Annotated in this window: 18 protein-coding genes; 13 read left to right on the plus strand and 5 right to left on the minus strand. The window is 71.1% G+C overall.

Annotated features, from left to right (window positions below; genetic code table 11):
- Positions 1 to 4: 4 nt before the first annotated feature.
- Complete coding sequence (locus KUM40_RS03520; protein WP_217162883.1) at positions 5 to 157, minus strand: hypothetical protein; 153 nt, start codon at positions 155 to 157, stop codon at positions 5 to 7.
- Positions 158 to 325: 168 nt separating this feature from the next.
- Between KUM40_RS03520 and KUM40_RS03525 the strand changes: the two genes are divergently transcribed.
- The 5 genes from KUM40_RS03525 to tyrS all read left to right on the plus strand — a co-directional run bounded on the left by KUM40_RS03525 (position 326) and on the right by tyrS (position 5,869).
- Positions 326 to 1,192 (plus strand): helix-turn-helix transcriptional regulator, encoded by an 867-nt coding sequence (locus tag KUM40_RS03525; protein WP_217162691.1) that lies wholly within the window; start codon positions 326 to 328, stop codon positions 1,190 to 1,192.
- Positions 1,189 to 1,389, plus strand: a complete 201-nt coding sequence (locus tag KUM40_RS03530) for a DUF397 domain-containing protein (RefSeq protein WP_217162693.1) — start codon at positions 1,189 to 1,191, stop codon at positions 1,387 to 1,389. Before KUM40_RS03525 ends, KUM40_RS03530 begins: the two co-directional genes overlap by 4 nt.
- A gap of 224 nt (positions 1,390 to 1,613) precedes the next feature.
- Complete coding sequence (locus KUM40_RS03535; RefSeq protein ID WP_217162695.1) at positions 1,614 to 3,137, plus strand: TldD/PmbA family protein; 1,524 nt, start codon at positions 1,614 to 1,616, stop codon at positions 3,135 to 3,137.
- The gene (locus tag KUM40_RS03540) at positions 3,134 to 4,531 is read left to right on the plus strand and encodes a metallopeptidase TldD-related protein (protein ID WP_217162697.1); all 1,398 of its coding nucleotides are present in this window, start codon (positions 3,134 to 3,136) and stop codon (positions 4,529 to 4,531) included. The genes KUM40_RS03535 and KUM40_RS03540 overlap by 4 nt, the downstream gene beginning before the upstream one ends.
- A gap of 69 nt (positions 4,532 to 4,600) precedes the next feature.
- The gene (gene tyrS / locus KUM40_RS03545) at positions 4,601 to 5,869 is read left to right on the plus strand and encodes a tyrosine--tRNA ligase (RefSeq protein WP_217162868.1); all 1,269 of its coding nucleotides are present in this window, start codon (positions 4,601 to 4,603) and stop codon (positions 5,867 to 5,869) included.
- Positions 5,870 to 5,992: 123 nt separating this feature from the next.
- Here tyrS and KUM40_RS03550 read toward each other — a convergent pair whose 3' ends face one another.
- A complete protein-coding gene (locus KUM40_RS03550) occupies positions 5,993 to 6,274 on the minus strand; it encodes a GlsB/YeaQ/YmgE family stress response membrane protein (protein ID WP_217162699.1) in 282 nt (93 codons plus the stop codon).
- Positions 6,275 to 6,546: 272 nt separating this feature from the next.
- Here KUM40_RS03550 and KUM40_RS03555 point away from each other — a divergent pair, with 272 nt between their 5' ends.
- Positions 6,547 to 6,945 (plus strand): DUF3099 domain-containing protein, encoded by a 399-nt coding sequence (locus KUM40_RS03555; RefSeq protein WP_217162701.1) that lies wholly within the window; start codon positions 6,547 to 6,549, stop codon positions 6,943 to 6,945.
- Between the two features lie 226 nt (positions 6,946 to 7,171).
- Positions 7,172 to 7,402 (plus strand): hypothetical protein, encoded by a 231-nt coding sequence (locus KUM40_RS03560; RefSeq protein ID WP_217162703.1) that lies wholly within the window; start codon positions 7,172 to 7,174, stop codon positions 7,400 to 7,402.
- Between the two features lie 20 nt (positions 7,403 to 7,422).
- Here the strand turns inward: KUM40_RS03560 and moaA are convergent, their stop codons facing one another.
- The 3 genes from moaA to KUM40_RS03575 all read right to left on the minus strand — a co-directional run bounded on the left by moaA (position 7,423) and on the right by KUM40_RS03575 (position 10,593).
- Complete coding sequence (gene moaA / locus KUM40_RS03565; protein WP_217162706.1) at positions 7,423 to 8,412, minus strand: GTP 3',8-cyclase MoaA; 990 nt, start codon at positions 8,410 to 8,412, stop codon at positions 7,423 to 7,425.
- Positions 8,413 to 8,569: 157 nt separating this feature from the next.
- Positions 8,570 to 10,204 (minus strand): cation acetate symporter, encoded by a 1,635-nt coding sequence (locus tag KUM40_RS03570; protein ID WP_217162708.1) that lies wholly within the window; start codon positions 10,202 to 10,204, stop codon positions 8,570 to 8,572.
- Entirely contained in the window at positions 10,201 to 10,593 is a 393-nt protein-coding gene (locus KUM40_RS03575; RefSeq protein ID WP_217162710.1) for a DUF485 domain-containing protein, read from the minus strand. Before KUM40_RS03575 ends, KUM40_RS03570 begins: the two co-directional genes overlap by 4 nt.
- Before the next feature lie 476 nt (positions 10,594 to 11,069).
- Between KUM40_RS03575 and KUM40_RS03580 the strand changes: the two genes are divergently transcribed.
- The 6 genes from KUM40_RS03580 to KUM40_RS03605 all read left to right on the plus strand — a co-directional run bounded on the left by KUM40_RS03580 (position 11,070) and on the right by KUM40_RS03605 (position 17,990).
- Positions 11,070 to 12,617 (plus strand): S8 family serine peptidase, encoded by a 1,548-nt coding sequence (locus tag KUM40_RS03580; RefSeq protein WP_217162712.1) that lies wholly within the window; start codon positions 11,070 to 11,072, stop codon positions 12,615 to 12,617.
- A gap of 150 nt (positions 12,618 to 12,767) precedes the next feature.
- Positions 12,768 to 13,775 carry a CopD family protein gene (locus KUM40_RS03585; protein WP_217162714.1) on the plus strand — a complete coding sequence of 336 codons (1,008 nt, stop codon included), beginning with the start codon at positions 12,768 to 12,770 and terminating at the stop codon, positions 13,773 to 13,775.
- Between the two features lie 115 nt (positions 13,776 to 13,890).
- Positions 13,891 to 14,883, plus strand: a complete 993-nt coding sequence (locus KUM40_RS03590) for a DEDDh family exonuclease (protein WP_217162716.1) — start codon at positions 13,891 to 13,893, stop codon at positions 14,881 to 14,883.
- Between the two features lie 139 nt (positions 14,884 to 15,022).
- A complete protein-coding gene (locus KUM40_RS03595; protein ID WP_217162718.1) occupies positions 15,023 to 15,256 on the plus strand; it encodes a hypothetical protein in 234 nt (77 codons plus the stop codon).
- A 63-nt stretch (positions 15,257 to 15,319) separates the two neighbouring features.
- Entirely contained in the window at positions 15,320 to 16,138 is an 819-nt protein-coding gene (locus KUM40_RS03600; RefSeq protein ID WP_217162720.1) for an SURF1 family protein, read from the plus strand.
- Between the two features lie 64 nt (positions 16,139 to 16,202).
- Positions 16,203 to 17,990: a glycoside hydrolase family 15 protein gene (locus KUM40_RS03605; protein ID WP_217162722.1), complete on the plus strand. Its 1,788-nt coding sequence runs from the start codon at positions 16,203 to 16,205 to the stop codon at positions 17,988 to 17,990.
- Position 17,991: the final 1 nt, after the last annotated feature.

The following is a 17,991-nucleotide window of genomic DNA, read 5'->3' on the forward strand; positions in this document are numbered from 1 at the left end:
TAGATCAACGCTCGTCCTCTTCGCGCTCGGCGAGCAACAGCGCCAGCGGATCGACGTCCTCCGCCACCTCGTAGTGCGGCATGCTGTGCCGGTCGGCGGCCGTGACCGGCTTCAACTTGATCTTCCCCTGCGCCACCAGGTGTGTGCTGGCATGCACCCAGCGTTCCGACCCGCTCTCGGCTTCCAACAGGGACGACACCCATACAGGCGTGGCTGTATGGGTGCACGCTCTGGACTGGGTTGGTAACTCCCCGTGACCCTGGGTGGGCCGGGCGGGGTTGAGATGAGTGAGGCGCGGACACGCGGACACGGGAGGCACAAGGCGATGAGGGCGGATCACGGCGGGGGCGGCGGCAGTAGCAACAACGCGAACGGTACGGAGGCGGAGCTCTCCGACAGTCTCAAGACCTTCGGCGCGGTCCTCAAGGCCCTGCGCGAGGAAGCCAGGGTGACCCAGGAGGAGTTCGCGCTGCGGGTGCGGTACTCGGCGGCGTACGTGGCCAAGATCGAGCAGGGGAAGCGGTTCCCTCCGGGGGATTTGCCCGCGCGGGCGGAGGAGGTGCTGGGGGCGGTCGCGGTCAAGGTCCTCACGGCGGCAGCGAGGAGCCTGACGCGGAGGGCGGGGCTGGCGTCGTGGTTCCGGCAGTGGGCGGGGATCGAGGAGGAGGCAATCTCCTTGTACGCGTATGAGTGCCGGGCGGTTCCGGGGTTGTTGCAGCCCGAGGAATACGCCAGGGCAGTGTTCACACGCCAACTTCCGCCGCACACCGAGGAGCAGATCGACCACAAGGTGGCCGCACGCCTTGAGCGCCAGACATTGGTGACGGAGCGGCCGAACACCGCCTTCACGTTCATCATCGAGCAGGCCATCCTGGAGCGTGGGCTCGGCGGCGCGTCGGTCACCGGGGCCGTCATCGACCACCTCCTGAACATGGGCGACCGCACCAACGTCGAGATCCAGATCATGCCCCTCCACCAGCAGGACCACTGCGGAGTGGACGGTCAGCTCTACATGGCCGAGACACCGGGACACCAATGGTTCGGTTACACCGAGGGGCATAGGTCGAGCAGCCTGATTGCTGATCCCGGCGAGGTGAGTGTCCTCCATCAGCGCTATGGCAAGCTGCGTTCCCAAGCCCTGGACTGCCGGGCTACGGTGAACCTGCTGGAACGGATGCGAGGAGCGCTATGAGCACCACCACTGAGCTGCACTGGTTCAAGAGCAGCTACAGCGGCGGAGATGGGGACAACTGCGTCGAGGTCGCCGTGCGCCCCGCGGCGGTCCACATCCGCGACTCGAAGGACACGCGCATCCGTCCGCTCGTCGTCACGCCGACCGCTTGGACGGCGCTTATGGCGCTGGCGGCGGACTCGTCTCTGGACGGCTGACTTCGCGCCGTACAAGACGTTCACGGGCGGGCACGGAAGCAGATCCCGTGCCCGCCCGTTGATCTGTGCCCGCTTGTGCTACTCCCCCGTAAGGGGCGGGAGCCCGCTTCCGCCGCTGGTCGCCCGTCCGCAGGCATCACCTTTTCAGTGAGCCCGGGCGAGTGAGACATGGTTCACTGCCTCCGACGGTCACCACAGGCAAGCGCCCGAAGGGATCTCCCCCCGTGCCTCACAGCATCGACGAAGCCTTCACGGCACTCCCCCTACGCGCCCTCGCCGACGCCGCCCTCGCCCGCGCGCGTGCGCTCGGTGCGGAGCACGCGGACTTCCGCCTTGAGCGGGTGCGCAACGCGTCCTGGCGGCTCAGGGACGCCAGGCCCGCCGGGTCCTCGGACACCACCGACCTCGGGTACGCGGTGCGGGTGGTGCACGGCGGTACGTGGGGTTTCGCGTCCGGCGTCGATCTCACCCTGGACGCCGCCGCCAAGGTCGCCTCGCAGGCGGTGGCGATGGCGAAGCTGTCCGCGCAGGTGATCAGGACCGCCGGGTCGGACGAGAGGGTGGAGCTCGCCGCCGAGCCGGTGCACGCCGACCGGACGTGGGTCTCGGCGTACGAGACCGATCCCTTCACCGTGCCCGACGGGGAGAAGTCGGCCCTGCTGGCCGACTGGAGCGCGCGGCTGCTGGCGGCCGCCGGGGTCGATCACGTGGACGCCTCGCTGCTCACCGTGCACGAGAACAAGTTCTACGCGGACACCGCCGGGACCACGACCACGCAGCAGCGGGTGCGGCTGCACCCGGTGCTCACCGCCGTGTCCGTGGACGACTCCAGCGGCGAGTTCGACTCCATGCGCACGCTCGCGCCGCCCGCCGGGCGTGGCTGGGAGTACCTGACCGGGACCGGCTGGGACTGGGAGGCCGAGCTGGCCGAGATCCCGGAGCTGCTCGCCGAGAAGATGCGGGCACCGAGCGTCGAGGCGGGGCTGTACGACCTGGTCGTGGACCCGTCGAACCTGTGGCTGACCATCCACGAGTCCATCGGGCACGCGACCGAGCTGGACCGGGCCCTCGGCTACGAGGCCGCCTACGCCGGGACCTCCTTCGCCACCTTCGACCGGCTCGGCAAGCTGCGCTACGGCTCGGAGCTGATGAACGTCACCGGCGACCGCACGGCCGAGCACGGGCTGGCGACCGTCGGGTACGACGACGAGGGCGTCGCAGGCCAGTCCTGGGACCTGGTGAAGGACGGCACGCTGGTGGGCTACCAGCTCGACCGGCGGATCGCGAGGCTCACCGGGTTCGAGCGGTCCAACGGGTGCGCCTACGCCGACTCCCCCGCCCACGTGCCGGTGCAGCGGATGGCCAACGTCTCGCTGCGGCCGGATCCGGGCGGGCTGTCGACCGAGGACCTGATCGGGGGTGTCGATCGCGGGATCTACGTCGTCGGGGACCGGTCCTGGAGCATTGACATGCAGCGCTACAACTTCCAGTTCACCGGTCAGCGGTTCTTCCGGATCGAGAACGGGCGGCTCGCCGGTCAGCTCCGGGACGTGGCGTACCAGGCGACGACCACCGACTTCTGGGGGTCCATGGCGGCCGTCGGCGGCCCGCAGACGTACGTCCTGGGCGGCGCCTTCAACTGCGGCAAGGCGCAGCCGGGGCAGGTCGCGGCGGTGTCGCACGGCTGCCCGTCCGCCCTCTTCAAGGGCGTCAACATCTTGAACACCACCCAGGAGGCGGGTCGATGAGCGCCGGTACGAACAAGCCGCACGAGATCGTCGAGCGGGCGCTGGAGCTGTCCCGGGCGGACGGGTGCGTCGTCATCGCCGACGAGGAGTCCACCGCCAACCTGCGCTGGGCGGGCAACGCGCTCACCACCAACGGCGTTACGCGCGGGCGCACGCTGACGGTTGTCGCCACCGTCGACGGGCGGGACGGCACGGCGTCCGGGGTCGTGTCGCGCTCGGCCGTGACCGTGGACGAACTGGAGCCTCTGGTGCGTGCGGCGGAGGCCGCCGCGCGGGGTGCCGGACCGGCCGAGGACGCGCAGCCGCTGGTCACGGGCGGGCCGGCCGCGCCCGACTTCACCGACGCGCCCGCCGAGACGTCGTCGGCCGTGTTCGCCGACTTCGCGCCGGCCCTCGGGGAGGCGTTCGCACGCGCGCGTGCGGGTGGCCGGGAGCTGTACGGCTTCGCCAACCACGAGATGACGTCGACGTACGTGGGCACGTCGACGGGGCTCAGGCTGCGGCACGACCAGCCCAACGGGACGCTGGAGCTGAACGCGAAGTCGCCCGACCGGGCCCGGTCCGCGTGGGCGGGGCGGGCCACGCGGGACTTCAAGGACGTCGACCCGGCGGCGCTCGACGCCGAGCTGGCCGTACGCCTGGGCTGGGCCGAGCGGCGGGTGGAGCTGCCCGCGGGGCGGTACGAGACGCTGCTGCCGCCGACCGCGGTCGCGGACCTGCTGATCTACCAGTACTGGTCGGGTTCCGGGCGGGACGCGGTGGAGGGGCGCACGGTGTTCTCCGAGCCGGGCGGCGGCACGCGGGTCGGCGAGCGGCTCGGCGAGCTGCCGCTGACCCTGCGCAGTGATCCGCACGAGCCGGGTCTGGAGAGCGCGCCCTTCGTGGTCGCGCACTCCTCGGGGGGCGACCAGTCGGTGTTCGACAACGGGCTGCCGGTGGCGGCGACCGACTGGATCCGCGCGGGTGAGCTGCACCGGCTGACGACGACCCGGCACAGCGCGGGCCTGACCGGGCTGCCGGTGGCGCCCGCGATCGGCAACCTGATCCTGGACGGCGGCGACCCCGACCGCTCGCTCGAAGAGATGGTGGCCGCTACCGAGCGGGGGCTGCTGCTGACCTGCCTCTGGTACATCCGCGAGGTCGACCCGGCGACGCTGCTGCTGACCGGGCTGACCCGGGACGGCGTCTATCTCGTCGAGCACGGCGAGGTCGTCGGCGAGGTGAACAACTTCCGGTTCAACGAGTCGCCGGTGGATCTGCTGGGCCGGGCCGCGGAGGCGGGGCGCACGGAGAAGACGCTGCCCAGGGAGTGGGGCGACTGGTTCACCAGGGCCGCGATGCCCGCGCTGCGGGTCCCGGATTTCAATATGAGCTCTGTCAGTCAGGGCGTATAACCTCGTAGTCGGCCGTCACCCGACTGCCGACCGCCCGAAGATCATGAGCATGTGGGAGACAAGAGAACCGTGACGGACATCGTCGACGAGCTGAAGTGGCGCGGGCTGTTCGCCCAGTCCACCGACGAGGACGCTTTGCGCAAGGCGCTCGCGGACGGTCCCGTCACGTTCTATTGCGGTTTCGACCCGACCGCGCCGTCCCTGCACGTGGGGCACCTGGTGCAGGTGCTCACCGTGCGCCGGCTCCAGCAGGCCGGGCACCGGCCGCTGGCGCTGGTCGGCGGGGCCACGGGTCAGATCGGCGACCCGCGTCCGACCGCGGAGCGCACGCTGAACTCGCCGGAGATCGTCGCCGGCTGGGTCGAGCGGCTGCGCGGCCAGATCGAGCCGTTCCTGTCCTTCGAGGGCGAGAACGCCGCGGTGATGGTCAACAACCTCGACTGGACCGAGGGCCTGTCGGCGATCGAGTTCCTGCGGGACATCGGCAAGCACTTCCGGGTCAACAAGATGCTGGCCAAGGACTCCGTCGCCCGCCGGCTGGAGTCCTCCGAGGGGATCAGCTACACGGAGTTCAGTTACCAACTGCTCCAGGCGATGGACTTCCTCCAGCTCTACCGGAGGTACGGCTGCACGATGCAGCAGGGCGGCAGCGACCAGTGGGGCAACCTCACGGCCGGGCTCGACCTGCTGCACCGGCTGGAGCCCGACGCGTCCGTGCACGCCTACGCGACGCCGCTGATGACCAAGGCGGACGGCACCAAGTTCGGCAAGACCGAGGGCGGCGCCGTCTGGCTCGACCCGGAGATGACGACGCCGTACGCGTTCTACCAGTTCTGGCTGAACGTGGACGACCGGGACATCTCGACGTACATGCGCATCCTGTCCTTCCGCTCCCGTGCGGAGCTGGAGGAGCTGGAGCGGCAGACCGAGGAGCGTCCGCAGGCCCGGGCCGCGCAGCGGGCGCTGGCCGAGGAGCTGACGACGCTGGTGCACGGCGCCGGTCAGACGGCCGCGGTGATCGCCGCGTCCAGGGCCCTTTTCGGCCAGGGCGATCTGGCGGAGCTGGACGAGCGGACGCTGGCGGCGGCCCTGTCCGAGCTGTCGCGCGTCGAGGTCGCGGAGCTGGGCCCGGTCGTCGACCTGTTCGCCGAGGTCGGTCTGGTGGCCAGCAAGTCCGCCGCGCGCCGCACGGTGAAGGAGGGCGGCGCCTACGTGAACAACGCCAAGGTCACCGGTGAGGATGCCGTCCCCGCCAAGGAGGATCTGCTGCACGGACGCTGGCTGGTGCTGCGCCGCGGCAAGAAGAACCTGGCCGCGGTGGAGGTCACCGGCGCCTGAGCGGGCACCTGAGCGGGCGCACGCGCGAGGGGCGGTCTCCGGGGCCGGGTGGCCGCCGGAGTCCGCCCCTTCGCCGTACCCGGGCGGCGGCCCCCGCCGTGCCAGGGCGGCGGCCCGGACGGGTCAGGCCCGTTCGCGCCGCTTGTTGCCGCGTACCGCCGTGTAGGCCGCGTCGCCGAGGCCGACGACGATGATCGCCGCCACCAACTGGAACAGGTGCCGCCACCAGTCGATGCCGGATGTCGCGTCGACGCCTGCCGCGCGGGCGATGGCGTTGCCGATGATCGCGCCGATCATGCCGCAGATGGTGGTCAGCCACAGCGGCATGTGCTGCTTGCCGGGGATGATCGCCTTGGCGATCAGACCGAGCACGAACCCCACGATGATCGCCCACAACCAGCCCATGACTGCCTCCTCGTACGGCTCGTACGGCTCTACGCGAGCATTGCCGCCAGTCTTCGGCCGTACCGCGTACGGCGCATGCCGGATACGGCCGAACGGGGGATTGGCGGCTACGCGGTGCGGCGCACGCGGAGCGGGCGAACCGGCGGTGACCCGCTCTCGTGAGCGGCGCAGGTGCGGCGTACCGTGGAGAGTTGTCCGGGACCGGAGTCCCCGAGCGGCCGCGGACGCGAGCGCGGCGGGGAAAGTCCGATGCGGGCGGATGGTGGAACCAGATGCGGAAGCAGAATGCCGGCGGCAGTGCCGAGGTGTTCCGGATCACCGGGGCCCGGACGGGCCTCCAGGAGGACGTGCGCGGGCGGCAGCGCCGGTACATCATCTCGATGTCGATCCGTACGCTGTCGGTGATCCTCGCCGTCTGCCTCTGGAACGTGGAACGGCACGTCGCGATCGTGGCCCTGGTTCTCGGGGCGGCCCTGCCCTACATCGCGGTCGTGATCGCCAACGCCGGGCGTGAGAACGCGCCATCCTTGCCGTCGACGTTCGTGAGGGCGCCCACCAAGCCGATGATCATGCCGCCCCGGGCCGAGGACGGGGCCGCGGAATCCGTCCCGGAGGGCGACGTGGCAGATCCGGCGCCCGACGCGGCCGGTGAGTCGCGCGGCCGGCCGTGACCGCTGGGGCGCGTGCCCGGGGCGGGCGTCGATTCCGCGCCAGGCCGAAGAAATGCTCAGATGAATCGTGTGGTTCCGGTGCCGGGCGATGGGTGGGCCGTGACATACTTCGTACGCGCTCCGCATCCCCCGTCGGAGCGACGGACCGACGCCGGGCAGCTCCCCCCGTGGCTGCTCGGCGTCGCCTTGTGTGTGGACCTTGTGCGTGGACCTGTGAGACGAAGCTGTGAGTGACGAGACCTCCCCGATCTGCTCGGCCAAGGGCTGCCGCACGCCCGCCGTGTGGGTGCTGGCGTGGAACAACCCGAAGATCCACACGCCGGAGCGCCGCAAGACGTGGATCGCGTGCGACGAGCACCGTGAGCACCTGTCCCAGTTCCTCGGGGCGCGGGGTTTCCTCAAGGACGTGGTCCCGCTCGCCGAGTGGGAAGCCCCGGAGGGCTCCGGCGGGTCCTGAGACCTGATCCGCCGGGCAGGCTAGCCTCCGATCGCCGACATCGGCCGGTCGGGCTGCACGAACGTCGGGTCGTCCAGGCCCGCGCCCGCCTTCTTGCCCCACATGGCCAGCCGCCAGACGCGGGCGATCTCCTCGTCGGGGGCGTCGGAGCGCAGGGCCGCGCGCAGGTCGGTCTCCTCGGTGGCGAACAGGCAGGTGCGGACCTGGCCGTCGGCGGTCAGGCGGGTGCGGTCGCAGGCCGAGCAGAACGGGCGGGTGACCGAGGCGATGACGCCGACGCGGTGCGGGCCGCCGTCCACGAGCCAGCGTTCGGCGGGGGCCGAGCCGCGCTCCTCGGAGCCTTCGGCGGTCAGCTCGAAGCGGGTGCGCAGAGAGGTCAGGATGTCACCGGCGGTGACCATGCCCTCGCGCTTCCAGCCGTGCTGGGCGTCCAGGGGCATCTGCTCGATGAAGCGCAGCTCGTACTCGTGCTCGACGGCCCAGGACAGCAGGTCGGGGGCCTCGTCGTCATTGAGCCCCGGCATCAGGACGCTGTTGACCTTGACCGGGGTGAGACCGGCCTCGCGGGCGGCTTCCAGGCCCTCCAGGACGTCCTTGTGGCGGTCCCTGCGGGTGAGGGTCTTGAAGACGTCCGGGCGCAGGGTGTCCAGGGAGACGTTGACCCGGTCCAGGCCCGCCGCCTTCAGGGCGGTCGCCGTGCGCCTGAGGCCGATGCCGTTGGTGGTGAGGGACATCTGGGGGCGCGGAGCGAGGGCGGCGACGCGCTCGACGATGCCGACCAGTCCGGGGCGCAGCAGCGGCTCCCCGCCGGTGAAGCGGACCTCCTCGATGCCGAGGGAGGTGACCGCGATGTCGATGAGGCGGACGATCTCGTCGTCCGTGAGCAGGTCGGTCTTGGCCAGCCACTGCAGGCCCTCTTCGGGCATGCAGTAGGTGCAGCGCAGATTGCAGCGGTCGGTGAGCGAGACCCTCAGGTCGGTGGCCACTCGGCCGTAGGTGTCGATGAGCACGTGGGCCCCCTCCCTCGACGCGGATCGGTGGAGCACTTCTCTCCTCCGATACCTGCGAGCCTACGTGACCGGTCCGACATCGACAGCGGCCCGATCCCACGACGCGGGACGCGGCCGCGTCGTAGGGATCTACGAGCGGCCGCGTCTCCCGATGGCCTCAGTGGGCGCCGGTACCGGTCAGGGACCGGACCTCCAGCTCCGCGTACTTGGCCTCGTCGGGCTTCTCCTTGGACAGGATCGTGCCCAGCCAGCCCATCAGGAAGCCGAACGGGATCGAGATGAGCCCCGGGTTCTGCAGCGGGAACCAGGCGAAGTCGACGTCCGGGAACATCGCCTTCGGGTCGCCGGAGACGACGGGCGAGAACAGCACCAGGCCGACGGCGACGATCAGGCCGCCGTAGATCGACCAAAGGGCGCCCTGGGTGGTGAACCTCTTCCAGAACAGGCTGTAGAGGATCGTCGGCAGGTTTGCGGACGCGGCGACCGCGAAGGCCAGGGCGACCAGGCCCGCCACGTTCAGGTCGCGGGCGAGGGCGCCGAGCGCGATGGAGACGATGCCGATGAAGACGGTCGCCCAGCGGGCCGCCTTCATCTCCTCCTTCTCGGTGGCCTGCCCCTTGCGGATGACGTTGGCGTAGATGTCGTGCGCGAAGGACGAGGACGAGGCGAGGGTGAGGCCCGCGACCACGGCGAGGATGGTCGCGAAGGCCACCGCCGAGATCGTGGCGAGCAGGATCGCGCCCCAGGCCGAGTCGACGCCGCCCACGTGCAGCGCGAGCAGGGGCGCGGCCGTGTTGCCGGACGGGTTGGACGCGATGATCTCGTCCTTCCCGACCAGTGCGGCGGCACCGAAACCGAGCGCGATGGTCATCAGGTAGAAGGCGCCGATGATGCCGATCGCCCAGTTCACGGACTTACGGGCGGCCTTCGCGTTGGGCACCGTGTAGAAGCGGATCAGGATGTGCGGCAGACCGGCGGTGCCGAGTACGAGGGCGATGCTGAGTGAGATGAAGTCCAGCTTGGACGTACCGGTCGCGCCGTACTTCAGTCCGGGCTCCAGGAAGGAGCTGCCCGCGCCGCTGTTCTCGGCGGCCTTGCCGAGCAGGTCGGAGATGTTGAAGTCGAACTTCAGCAGCACCAGGAAGGTGATCAGGATGGTGCCGCTGATCAGCAGCACGGCCTTGACCATCTGGACCCAGGTGGTGCCCTTCATGCCGCCGATGGTGACGTACACGATCATCAGCACGCCGACGAGGGCGACGATGAGGATCTTGCCCGCGTCGGAGGTGATGCCGAGCAGCAGCGAGACGAGGATGCCCGCGCCCGCCATCTGGGCCAGCAGGTAGAAGATCGAGACGACGATCGTGGAGGTGCCGGCGGCGGTGCGCACCGGACGCTGGCGCATGCGGTACGCGAGGACGTCGCCCATCGTGTAGCGGCCGGAGTTCCGGAGCGGCTCGGCGACCAGGAGCAGCGCGACCAGCCAGGCGACCAGGAAGCCGATGGAGTACAGGAAGCCGTCGTAGCCGAAGAGGGCGATGGCGCCTGCGATGCCGAGGAAGGACGCCGCGGACATGTAGTCACCGGAGACGGCGAGGCCGTTCTGGAAGGCGCTGAACTGGCGGCCGCCCGCGTAGAAGTCGGCGGCGTCCTTGGTCTGGCGGCCCGCCCAGACGGTGATGCCGAGCGTCGCGAGGACGAAGACCGCGAAGAGCGTGATGATGAGCGGCCGGTGCTCGCTGGCCTCGTTGGCGGCGAGTTCGGCGGCGAAAACGGACTGTGCGGGGCTCATGCGCCGCCCTCCATCCGGGACTTGATGGCCTCGGCCTTGGGGTCGAGCTTCGCGGCGGCGTGCCGCGAGTACCACCAGGCGATGAGGAACGTGGTGACGAACTGGGCGATGCCGAAGACGAAGGCGACGTTGATGTTGCCGAACAGCTTGGTGCCCATGAAGCCGCCGGCGTAGTTCGACAGCAGCACGTACAGCAGGTACCAGGCCACGAAGGCGACGGTCAGCGGGAACGCGAAGGAGCGGAAGGAGCGGCGCAGTTCGGCGAACTCGGCGCTCTGCTGCACTTCGGAGAACTCCTCGGCGGAGGGGAGTCGGTGTTCCTCATTCGAGGAGGACTCCCCGTTCGAGGGGGGCTCCTCTTTCGAGGGGGGCGGTGCGTCGGTGGCCACGGAGTCTCCTCGTACGACGGACATGACGGCTTGGACCTCGCTGTTCTCGCAGGGAACTGATCGTGCTCGGGCTCCCTGTCCAACGACACGGCGCACCGCGGGGACCGGTTCAACACCCGTGCCACTTTCCGAAGTCACCCTCGGTGGGTCATTGCTGGCCGGCGACTGCGGGAGATAGCTTCACCCTGCACCACTACGTCATGTACCTGCCCGGTCCGTCACCCGTGTCTCGGGCAGGTGCCGTTTGCCGGATGATGTGGAGACCCCATGGATCATCTGCGTTCCCCGAGTACCCCGTGCTCCAGACGCGGGCTCGCCCTCGCGGTGCCGGTCGCACCGGGCGTGAAGGGGTCGGACCGCGAGGTGAGCGACGCCGCGCAGGCACCTCCGCCTGCCCCGCAGGCACCTCCGCCTCCCTGCCACGCACCGGCAGCACGAGATTCCCGAGCTTTCCCGACGGACTGGAGACACCGCACATGACCGCACCCCTCCCGCGTCACCGCCGCGCCGTCGCGATCCCGGCCGGTCTGGCCGTGGCCGCGTCGCTGGCGTTCCTGCCGGGCACCCCGGCCGTCGCGGCACCCGCGGCCCAGGCCGCCCCCTCGGGCCCCTCGGCCGCGGCGGACGCGACCTCGCTCAGCTACGTCGTCAACGTCTCCCCGGGACACCGCCCTTCGCACACCGTGCGGCGGGCGATAGCCAAGGCCGGCGGCACGATCGTGACGTCGTACGACCGGATCGGCGTGATCGTCGTCCACTCCGCGAACCCCGACTTCGCCAAGACCGTCCGCAAGGTGCGCGGCGTGCAGTCGGCCGGTGCCACCCGCACCGCGCCGCTGCCCTCGGCCGCGACCACCGACACGGGCGCCCCGAAGGTGCTCAGCGGCAAGGAACTCGCCGCCGCGAAGGCCGACGCGAAGGCCGACGAGGGCCAGGACCCGCTGGAGCCGCTCCAGTGGGACCTGCCCGCCATCAAGGCGGACAAGGCGCACGAGAAGTCGCTGGGCAGCAGCAAGGTGACCGTCGCCGTCCTCGACACCGGCGTCGACGACACCCACCCGGACATCGCCCCGAACTTCGACCGCGAGGCGTCCGTCAACTGCGTCGCGGGCAAGCCGGACACCACCGACGGCGCCTGGCGGCCGAGCGCGGCCGAGAGCCCGCACGGCACCCATGTGGCCGGGGAGATAGCCGCCGCCAAGAACGGCATCGGCATGACCGGCGTGGCGCCCGGCGTGAAGGTGGCCGGCATCAAGGTCGGCAACCCCGACGGCTTCTTCTACACCGAGGCCGTGGTCTGCGGCTTCGTGTGGGCGGCCGAGCACGGCGTCGACGTGACCAACAACAGCTATTACACCGACCCGTGGTACTTCAACTGCAAGGACGACCCGGACCAGAAGGCACTCGTCGAGGCCGTCTCGCGGGCCACGCGGTACGCGGAGCGGAAGGGCGCGGTCAACGTCGCCGCGGCCGGCAACGAGAACTACGACCTCACCTCCGACGAGATCACCGACCCGTCCTCGCCGAACGACACCACGCCCGGTGACCGGACGGTCGACCCGTCGAAGTGCCTGGACCTCCCGACCCAGCTTCCGGGGGTCGTGACGGTCGCGGCGACCGGTGCGAAGGGCCTCAAGTCGTCGTTCTCCAACTACGGCCGGGGCATCATCGACATCGCCGCGCCGGGCGGCGACTCGACGGCCTACCAGACGCCGGAGCCGCCCGCCACCAGCGGACTGATCCTGGGCACGCTGCCCGGCGGCAAGTGGGGCTACATGGCCGGTACGTCGATGGCCTCGCCGCACGTCGCGGGCGTCGCCGCCCTGATCAAGTCGACGCACCCGCACGCCTCCCCCGCCATGGTCAAGGCCCTGCTGTACGCCGAGGCCGACGGCACGCGATGCGCCAACCCGTACGACATCGACGGCGACGGCAAGGTCGACGCGGTGTGCGAGGGCCCGAAGAACCGCAACGGCTTCTACGGCTGGGGCATGACCGACGCGCTGGACGCGGTGACCTGGTAGCCCACACACCGCTGACCCGCTGACCCGCTGACCCGCTGCCACCGCTGAGCAGCACGCGCGCGTGAAGCGGGCCGGGCGGCCACCCCGGCCGCCCGGCCCGGTTCGTCGCTCGAGCTTGCCCGGATCTGGGGACTTGGTGAAGATCCTGGGGTGACCTCGATACGCCCCCCGTCCCGGACCACCGGTGCCGAACGGCACGCGCGGCCCTCCGGCACCGGCCGGACCGTGGCCGTACTCGCGCTGGTGGCGCTCGCCGCGCTGATACCCGTACTCGGCCCGTCCCCCGCCCTGCACGGCACCGGGGAGGCCGAGGCACCCGGCACCGGCGGCATCGCCCTGCTGCGCGCGGTGCTCTTCGCCGCGCTGAGCGTGCCGCTCGGCGAACTCCTCGTCGACCGGCTGGCCCGGTCGCTCCCCGGCGCTCCCCCACAGCGGCCCCGCGGCTGGTCGCCGTACGCGGCCACCGCCGGTTTCGTGGCCGCGCTCGGGCTGGCGTCGGTCGTGGCCACCGGCAATCTGGTGCCGGACAGTGCCGCCGCCATCGACGTCGGCGGTCTCTACGAGTCCCGTGACGGCAAGCTCGCGCTCCTCGAGGTCAACGGGTTCCTCGCGGCGGGGCTGTGCGCCACCTCGCGCCGGCCCGGGCTCCAGGTCTGGCCGCTGGCCGCCGTGATCGTCGCGGAGGCGCTGCGCGCGCACCCCACGACCGAGTACAGCCCGCTGCTCGGATCCGGTCTGACCCTCGTCCATCTGACGTGCGCGTCGCTGTGGGTGGGCGGTCTGCTGTACGTGCTGCGGACCCTGCGGCAGTGGCGGGGCGCGGAGGCGGGGCCGGCCCTGCTGGGCCTCTACGCGCGCGTGGCGGCCGTGCTGCTGGCCGTCCTGACGGCGACGGGGGTGGGCAGTGCGCTGCGCCGGATGCCGGCGGGCACGATCGTGGACCAGCTCACGGACACGGCGTACGGGCGCGTGCTGCTCGCCAAGGTGCTTCTGGTGGCCGCCGTCGCCGTCCTCGCCCTGTGGGCCAGGATCCGGCTGGGCCGCGCGAGCGACCCGCTGTCGGCCTGCTCGCCCGCCCGCGCGGAGGTCGTCGCCCTGGGAGTGGTGGTCGCGGTGTCGGGGCTCCTGACGGCCCTTCCGGTACCGATCCGCTGGTGAGTGCGCGGCAGAGTGTGCGCCGGGGTGCCGCAACGCTCCCCCGGGGTGGGGAACTTGGCGCCGCGCGGCCCCTGCGGGTCCGGAGTGTCGGTCCCGGCCCGTATCCTCATTGACCATGCTCGAAGACCGCACGACCACGACCGCAGCGCCGTCCGACACGGCGTGGCCGGCCGCGTACCCGCAGGGGTACGCGGTCGTCGACGTGGAGACCACCGGCCTGGCCCGCGACGACCGCATCATCTCCGCGGCCGTCTACCGACTGGACGCCCGCGGCGAGGTCGAGGACCACTGGTACACCCTGGTCAATCCGCAGCGCGATCCCGGCCCGGTGTGGATACACGGTCTGACGAGCGACGTACTCCGGGGCGCGCCGCTCTTCCCGGACGTCGCCGAGGAGTTCGCCGCCCGGCTCGACGGGCGTGTCCTCGTCGCGCACAACGCCGTCTTCGACTGGCAGATGATCGCCCGCGAGTACGCGCGCGCGAAGCGCGAGGCGCCGGTGCGTCAACGGCTGTGCACCATCGCCCTGTCCAAGGAGCTGGGCCTGCCGCTGCCCAACCACAAGCTGGAGTCGCTGGCCGCGCACTTCGGCGTCGTACAGGAGCGGGCGCACCACGCGCTGGACGACGCGCGGGTGCTGGCGGAGGCGTTCCGGCCGAGCCTGCTCGCCGCGGCGGCCGGGAAGGTGCGGCTGCCGCTGCACGAGTGCCGGCCGCTGACCGAGTTCTCGGACCGGCCCGTGGCCCGGATCGGGCAACAGGCGGGCTACGGCGGCTACCGGCCGACCAGTTGGCGCCCTTCCCGCAAAAGGCCCGCGTGCCCCCATCCCAACCCGGGGCGGTACGAAGAGGGCAAACGGCTCAAGCAGGGCATGCGGGTCGCCTTCTCGGGTGACACCTCCGTCGAGCGCGACCTGCTGGAGGACCGCGCGACCGACGCGGGGCTGCACGTCGCCACCAGCCTGTCCCGGCTGACCAGCCTGCTGGTCACCAATGACCCCGAATCCGGCACGTCGAAGGTGGTCAAGGCCCGTCAGTTCGGCACACCGGTGGTGGACGAGGCGGCGTTCGGGCAACTGCTCGCGGATGTCGAGCCCGCGGACGGCTGAGCCGTACGTGAGCCGAGCCGTACGTGAGTCGTGGGTGAGCCGGCCGTGAGTCGTGGGTGAGCCGTACGGACGGGTGATTCCGGGCGACTCGCCCGGCGCCCGCTCGCCCGCGTCGCGGCGACGGCCCACCCTGTGGCGCATGGCGACATGTGAAGTCTGCGGCAACAACTACGGAATGACCTTCGAGGTCCACGCCCAGGGAGCGGTGCACGTCTTCGACTGCTTCTCCTGCGCGATCCACCGGATGGCCCCCATCTGCGAGCACTGCCGGGTGCAGGTCATCGGCCAGGGCGTCGAGGTCGAGGGGCACTGGTACTGCGGCGCCCACTGTGCCCGCGCCGAAGGGAGGGCCGGCATCGTCGACAAGGTCTGAGCGCCTCGGCCGTCGCGGGGACCTCCCCGCGAGGGCCGATCCCGGCCAAGGTACCGTCGACGCGTGTACCGCTTCCTCTTGTCCCGCCAGTGGGTGATCCTCAGTCTGGTGGCCGTGCTGCTCATCCCCACGATGATCCGGCTGGGCTTCTGGCAGATGCACCGCTACGAGGAACGCACCGCCCGCAACGACCTGGTCGCGCAGGCGCTCGGCGCGGAGCCGGTGACCGTGGAGTCGCTGACCGCTCCGGGCGAGAAGATCACCACGCGTGAGCGGTACCGCACCGTGACCGCGAAGGGCCGCTTCGACACGGACCACGAGGTCGTCGTCCGCCGCCGCACCGACTCCGACGACAACATCGGCTACCACGTGCTGACCCCGTTCGTCCTGGACGACGGCAAGGTCCTGCTGGTCAACCGGGGCTGGGTCCCCGCGAACGGCCAGAGCCAGACCGCGTTCCCCGAGGTCCCCGCGCCGCCCCGGGGAGAGATCACCGTCACCGGGCGGCTGATGCCCGACGAGACGACCGAAGCGAGCGGCATCAAGGATCTCGAGGGCCTGCCGGACCGGCAGATCATGCTCATCGACAGCGAGCAGCAGGCCGAGCGCCTGGACGCCCCGGTGCTCGGCGGATACGTCGTCCTGAAGGAGCCGGAGCCGAAGAACAGCACTCCGGAGCCGATCGGCACACCCGACAACGAGAACGCCGCGCTGAACTTCGCGTACGCCATCCAGTGGTGGCTGTTCGCCGCGGCCGTACCGGTCGGCTGGTGGTTCCTGGTCCGCCGCGAGAAGCGCGACCGGGAGGCCGCCGAGTCCGCCGAGTCCGCCGAGTCCGCCGAGGAAGGGGAACCGGCGCGGGCGGAACCCGCGACGATGTAGCGACCGGCACGGACGGCGCGGACGGATCCGATTGCTCCGTCCCCGGTCGGGAAGATGAGATCTCGTGCACACCCACATCGAGGACTACGCGCTCATCGGCGACCAGCAGACCGCGGCCCTGGTCTCCGCGGACGGCTCCGTGGACTGGCTCTGCCTGCCCCGCTTCGACTCGGCCGCCTGCTTCGCCAGAATCCTGGGCGACGAGGACAACGGCCACTGGCGCATCGCTCCCAAAGGTGCCGAACGCTGCACGCGGCGTGCCTACCGGCCGGACACCCTCGTCCTGGACACCGAGTGGGAGACCGAGGAGGGTTCGGTCCGGGTCACCGACCTGATGCCCCAGCGCGACCGTGCCCCCGACCTCGTACGCGTCGTGGAGGGCCTGAGCGGCGAGGTCACCGTGCACAGCGTGCTCCGGCTGCGCTTCGACTACGGCTCGATCGTGCCGTGGGTGCGCAGGTCCGACGGGCACCGGGTGGCCGTCGCCGGGCCGGACTCGGCCTGGCTGCGCAGCGAGCCCGCGGTCCGTAGCTGGGGCGAGGAGTTCGGGACGCACGCGGAGTTCACGGTCGCCGCGGGCGAGAAGGTCGCGTTCGTGCTGACCTGGCACCCCTCGCACGAGCCCCGCCCGCCGCTGATCGACCCGTACGAGTCGCTGGAGCACAGTGTCGAGGACTGGCGCCAGTGGGCCGCGCGCTGCCGCTACGAGGGTCCGTACCGGGACGCCGTCGTCCGTTCCCTGATCACGCTGAAGGCGCTCACCTACAAGCCCACCGGCGGCATCGTGGCCGCCCCCAGCACCTCGCTGCCCGAGGAACCGGGTGGCGTGCGCAACTGGGACTACCGCTTCTGCTGGCTGCGCGACTCCACCCTGACCCTGGGCGCCCTGCTGTCGGCCGGGTATCTGGAGGAGGCCGAGGCCTGGCGCGACTGGCTGCTGCGCGCGGTCGCGGGCAACCCGGCGGACCTGCAGATCATGTACGGCGTCGCGGGCGAGCGACGGCTGCCCGAGTTCGAGCTGCCCTGGCTGTCCGGCTTCGCCGGGTCCACGCCCGTACGCATCGGCAACGACGCGGTGAACCAGCTCCAGCTTGATGTGTACGGCGAGGTCATGGACTCCCTGTCGCTGGCCCGGCTGGCGGGCATGCGTCCCCGGCCGCAGATGTGGGAGCTGCAGTGCGCCCTGATGGAGTTCCTGGCCACGGCGTGGCGGGAGCCCGACGAGGGGTTGTGGGAGGTGCGGGGCGGGCGCCGGCAGTTCGTGCACTCGAAGGTGATGGCGTGGGTGGCCCTGGACCGGGCGGTGCGCACGCTGGAGCACCACCCCGAGCTGGGCGGCGGCGACCTCGACGGGTGGCGCGCACTGCGCGACGAGGTGCACCGCGAGGTGTGCGAGAAGGGCTACGACCCGCGGCGCAATACCTTCACCCAGTCCTACGGCTCGCGGGAGCTGGACGCCTCGCTGCTGCTCATCCCGCGCGTGGGCTTCCTGCCGCCGGACGACCCGCGCGTCGTCGGCACGGTCGACGCGATCGGCGCGGAACTGACCCGGGACGGCCTGGTGCACCGCTACAGCACCGAGGGCGAGCAGGTCGACGGGCTGCCGGGGGGCGAGGGGACGTTCCTGGTGTGCTCGTTCTGGTACGCCGACGCACTGCACGCGACCGGCCGGACGAAGGAGGCCAGGGAACTGTTCGGACGGCTGGTGGGGCTCGCCAACGACGTGGGGCTGCTGGCGGAGGAGTACGACCCGGTGGCCGGACGCCAGCTCGGCAACTTCCCGCAGGCCTTCAGTCACGTCGGCCTGGTGAACACGGCCCTCGCCCTGTTCGGGGACGAGGGGGCAGGATAGG

The sequence above is a fragment of the Streptomyces sp. AC512_CC834 genome (assembly GCF_019049325.1).
In the GTDB taxonomy this organism is placed as follows: Bacteria; Actinomycetota; Actinomycetes; order Streptomycetales; family Streptomycetaceae; genus Streptomyces.

Bases quoted from the DNA above. Each gene is read 5' to 3' on its own strand.
- KUM40_RS03590 (WP_217162716.1), top strand. From the start codon at position 13,891: ATGCTCGAAGACCGCACGACCACGACCGCAGCGCCGTCCGACACGGCG.
- KUM40_RS03540 (WP_217162697.1), top strand. From the start codon at position 3,134: ATGAGCGCCGGTACGAACAAGCCGCACGAGATCGTCGAGCGGGCGCTG.
- KUM40_RS03570 (WP_217162708.1), bottom strand. From the start codon at position 10,204: ATGAGCCCCGCACAGTCCGTTTTCGCCGCCGAACTCGCCGCCAACGAG.
- KUM40_RS03530 (WP_217162693.1), top strand. From the start codon at position 1,189: ATGAGCACCACCACTGAGCTGCACTGGTTCAAGAGCAGCTACAGCGGC.
- KUM40_RS03525 (WP_217162691.1), top strand. From the start codon at position 326: ATGAGGGCGGATCACGGCGGGGGCGGCGGCAGTAGCAACAACGCGAAC.
- KUM40_RS03580 (WP_217162712.1), top strand. From the start codon at position 11,070: ATGACCGCACCCCTCCCGCGTCACCGCCGCGCCGTCGCGATCCCGGCC.
- KUM40_RS03555 (WP_217162701.1), top strand. From the start codon at position 6,547: ATGCGGAAGCAGAATGCCGGCGGCAGTGCCGAGGTGTTCCGGATCACC.
- KUM40_RS03595 (WP_217162718.1), top strand. From the start codon at position 15,023: ATGGCGACATGTGAAGTCTGCGGCAACAACTACGGAATGACCTTCGAG.
- KUM40_RS03550 (WP_217162699.1), bottom strand. From the start codon at position 6,274: ATGGGCTGGTTGTGGGCGATCATCGTGGGGTTCGTGCTCGGTCTGATC.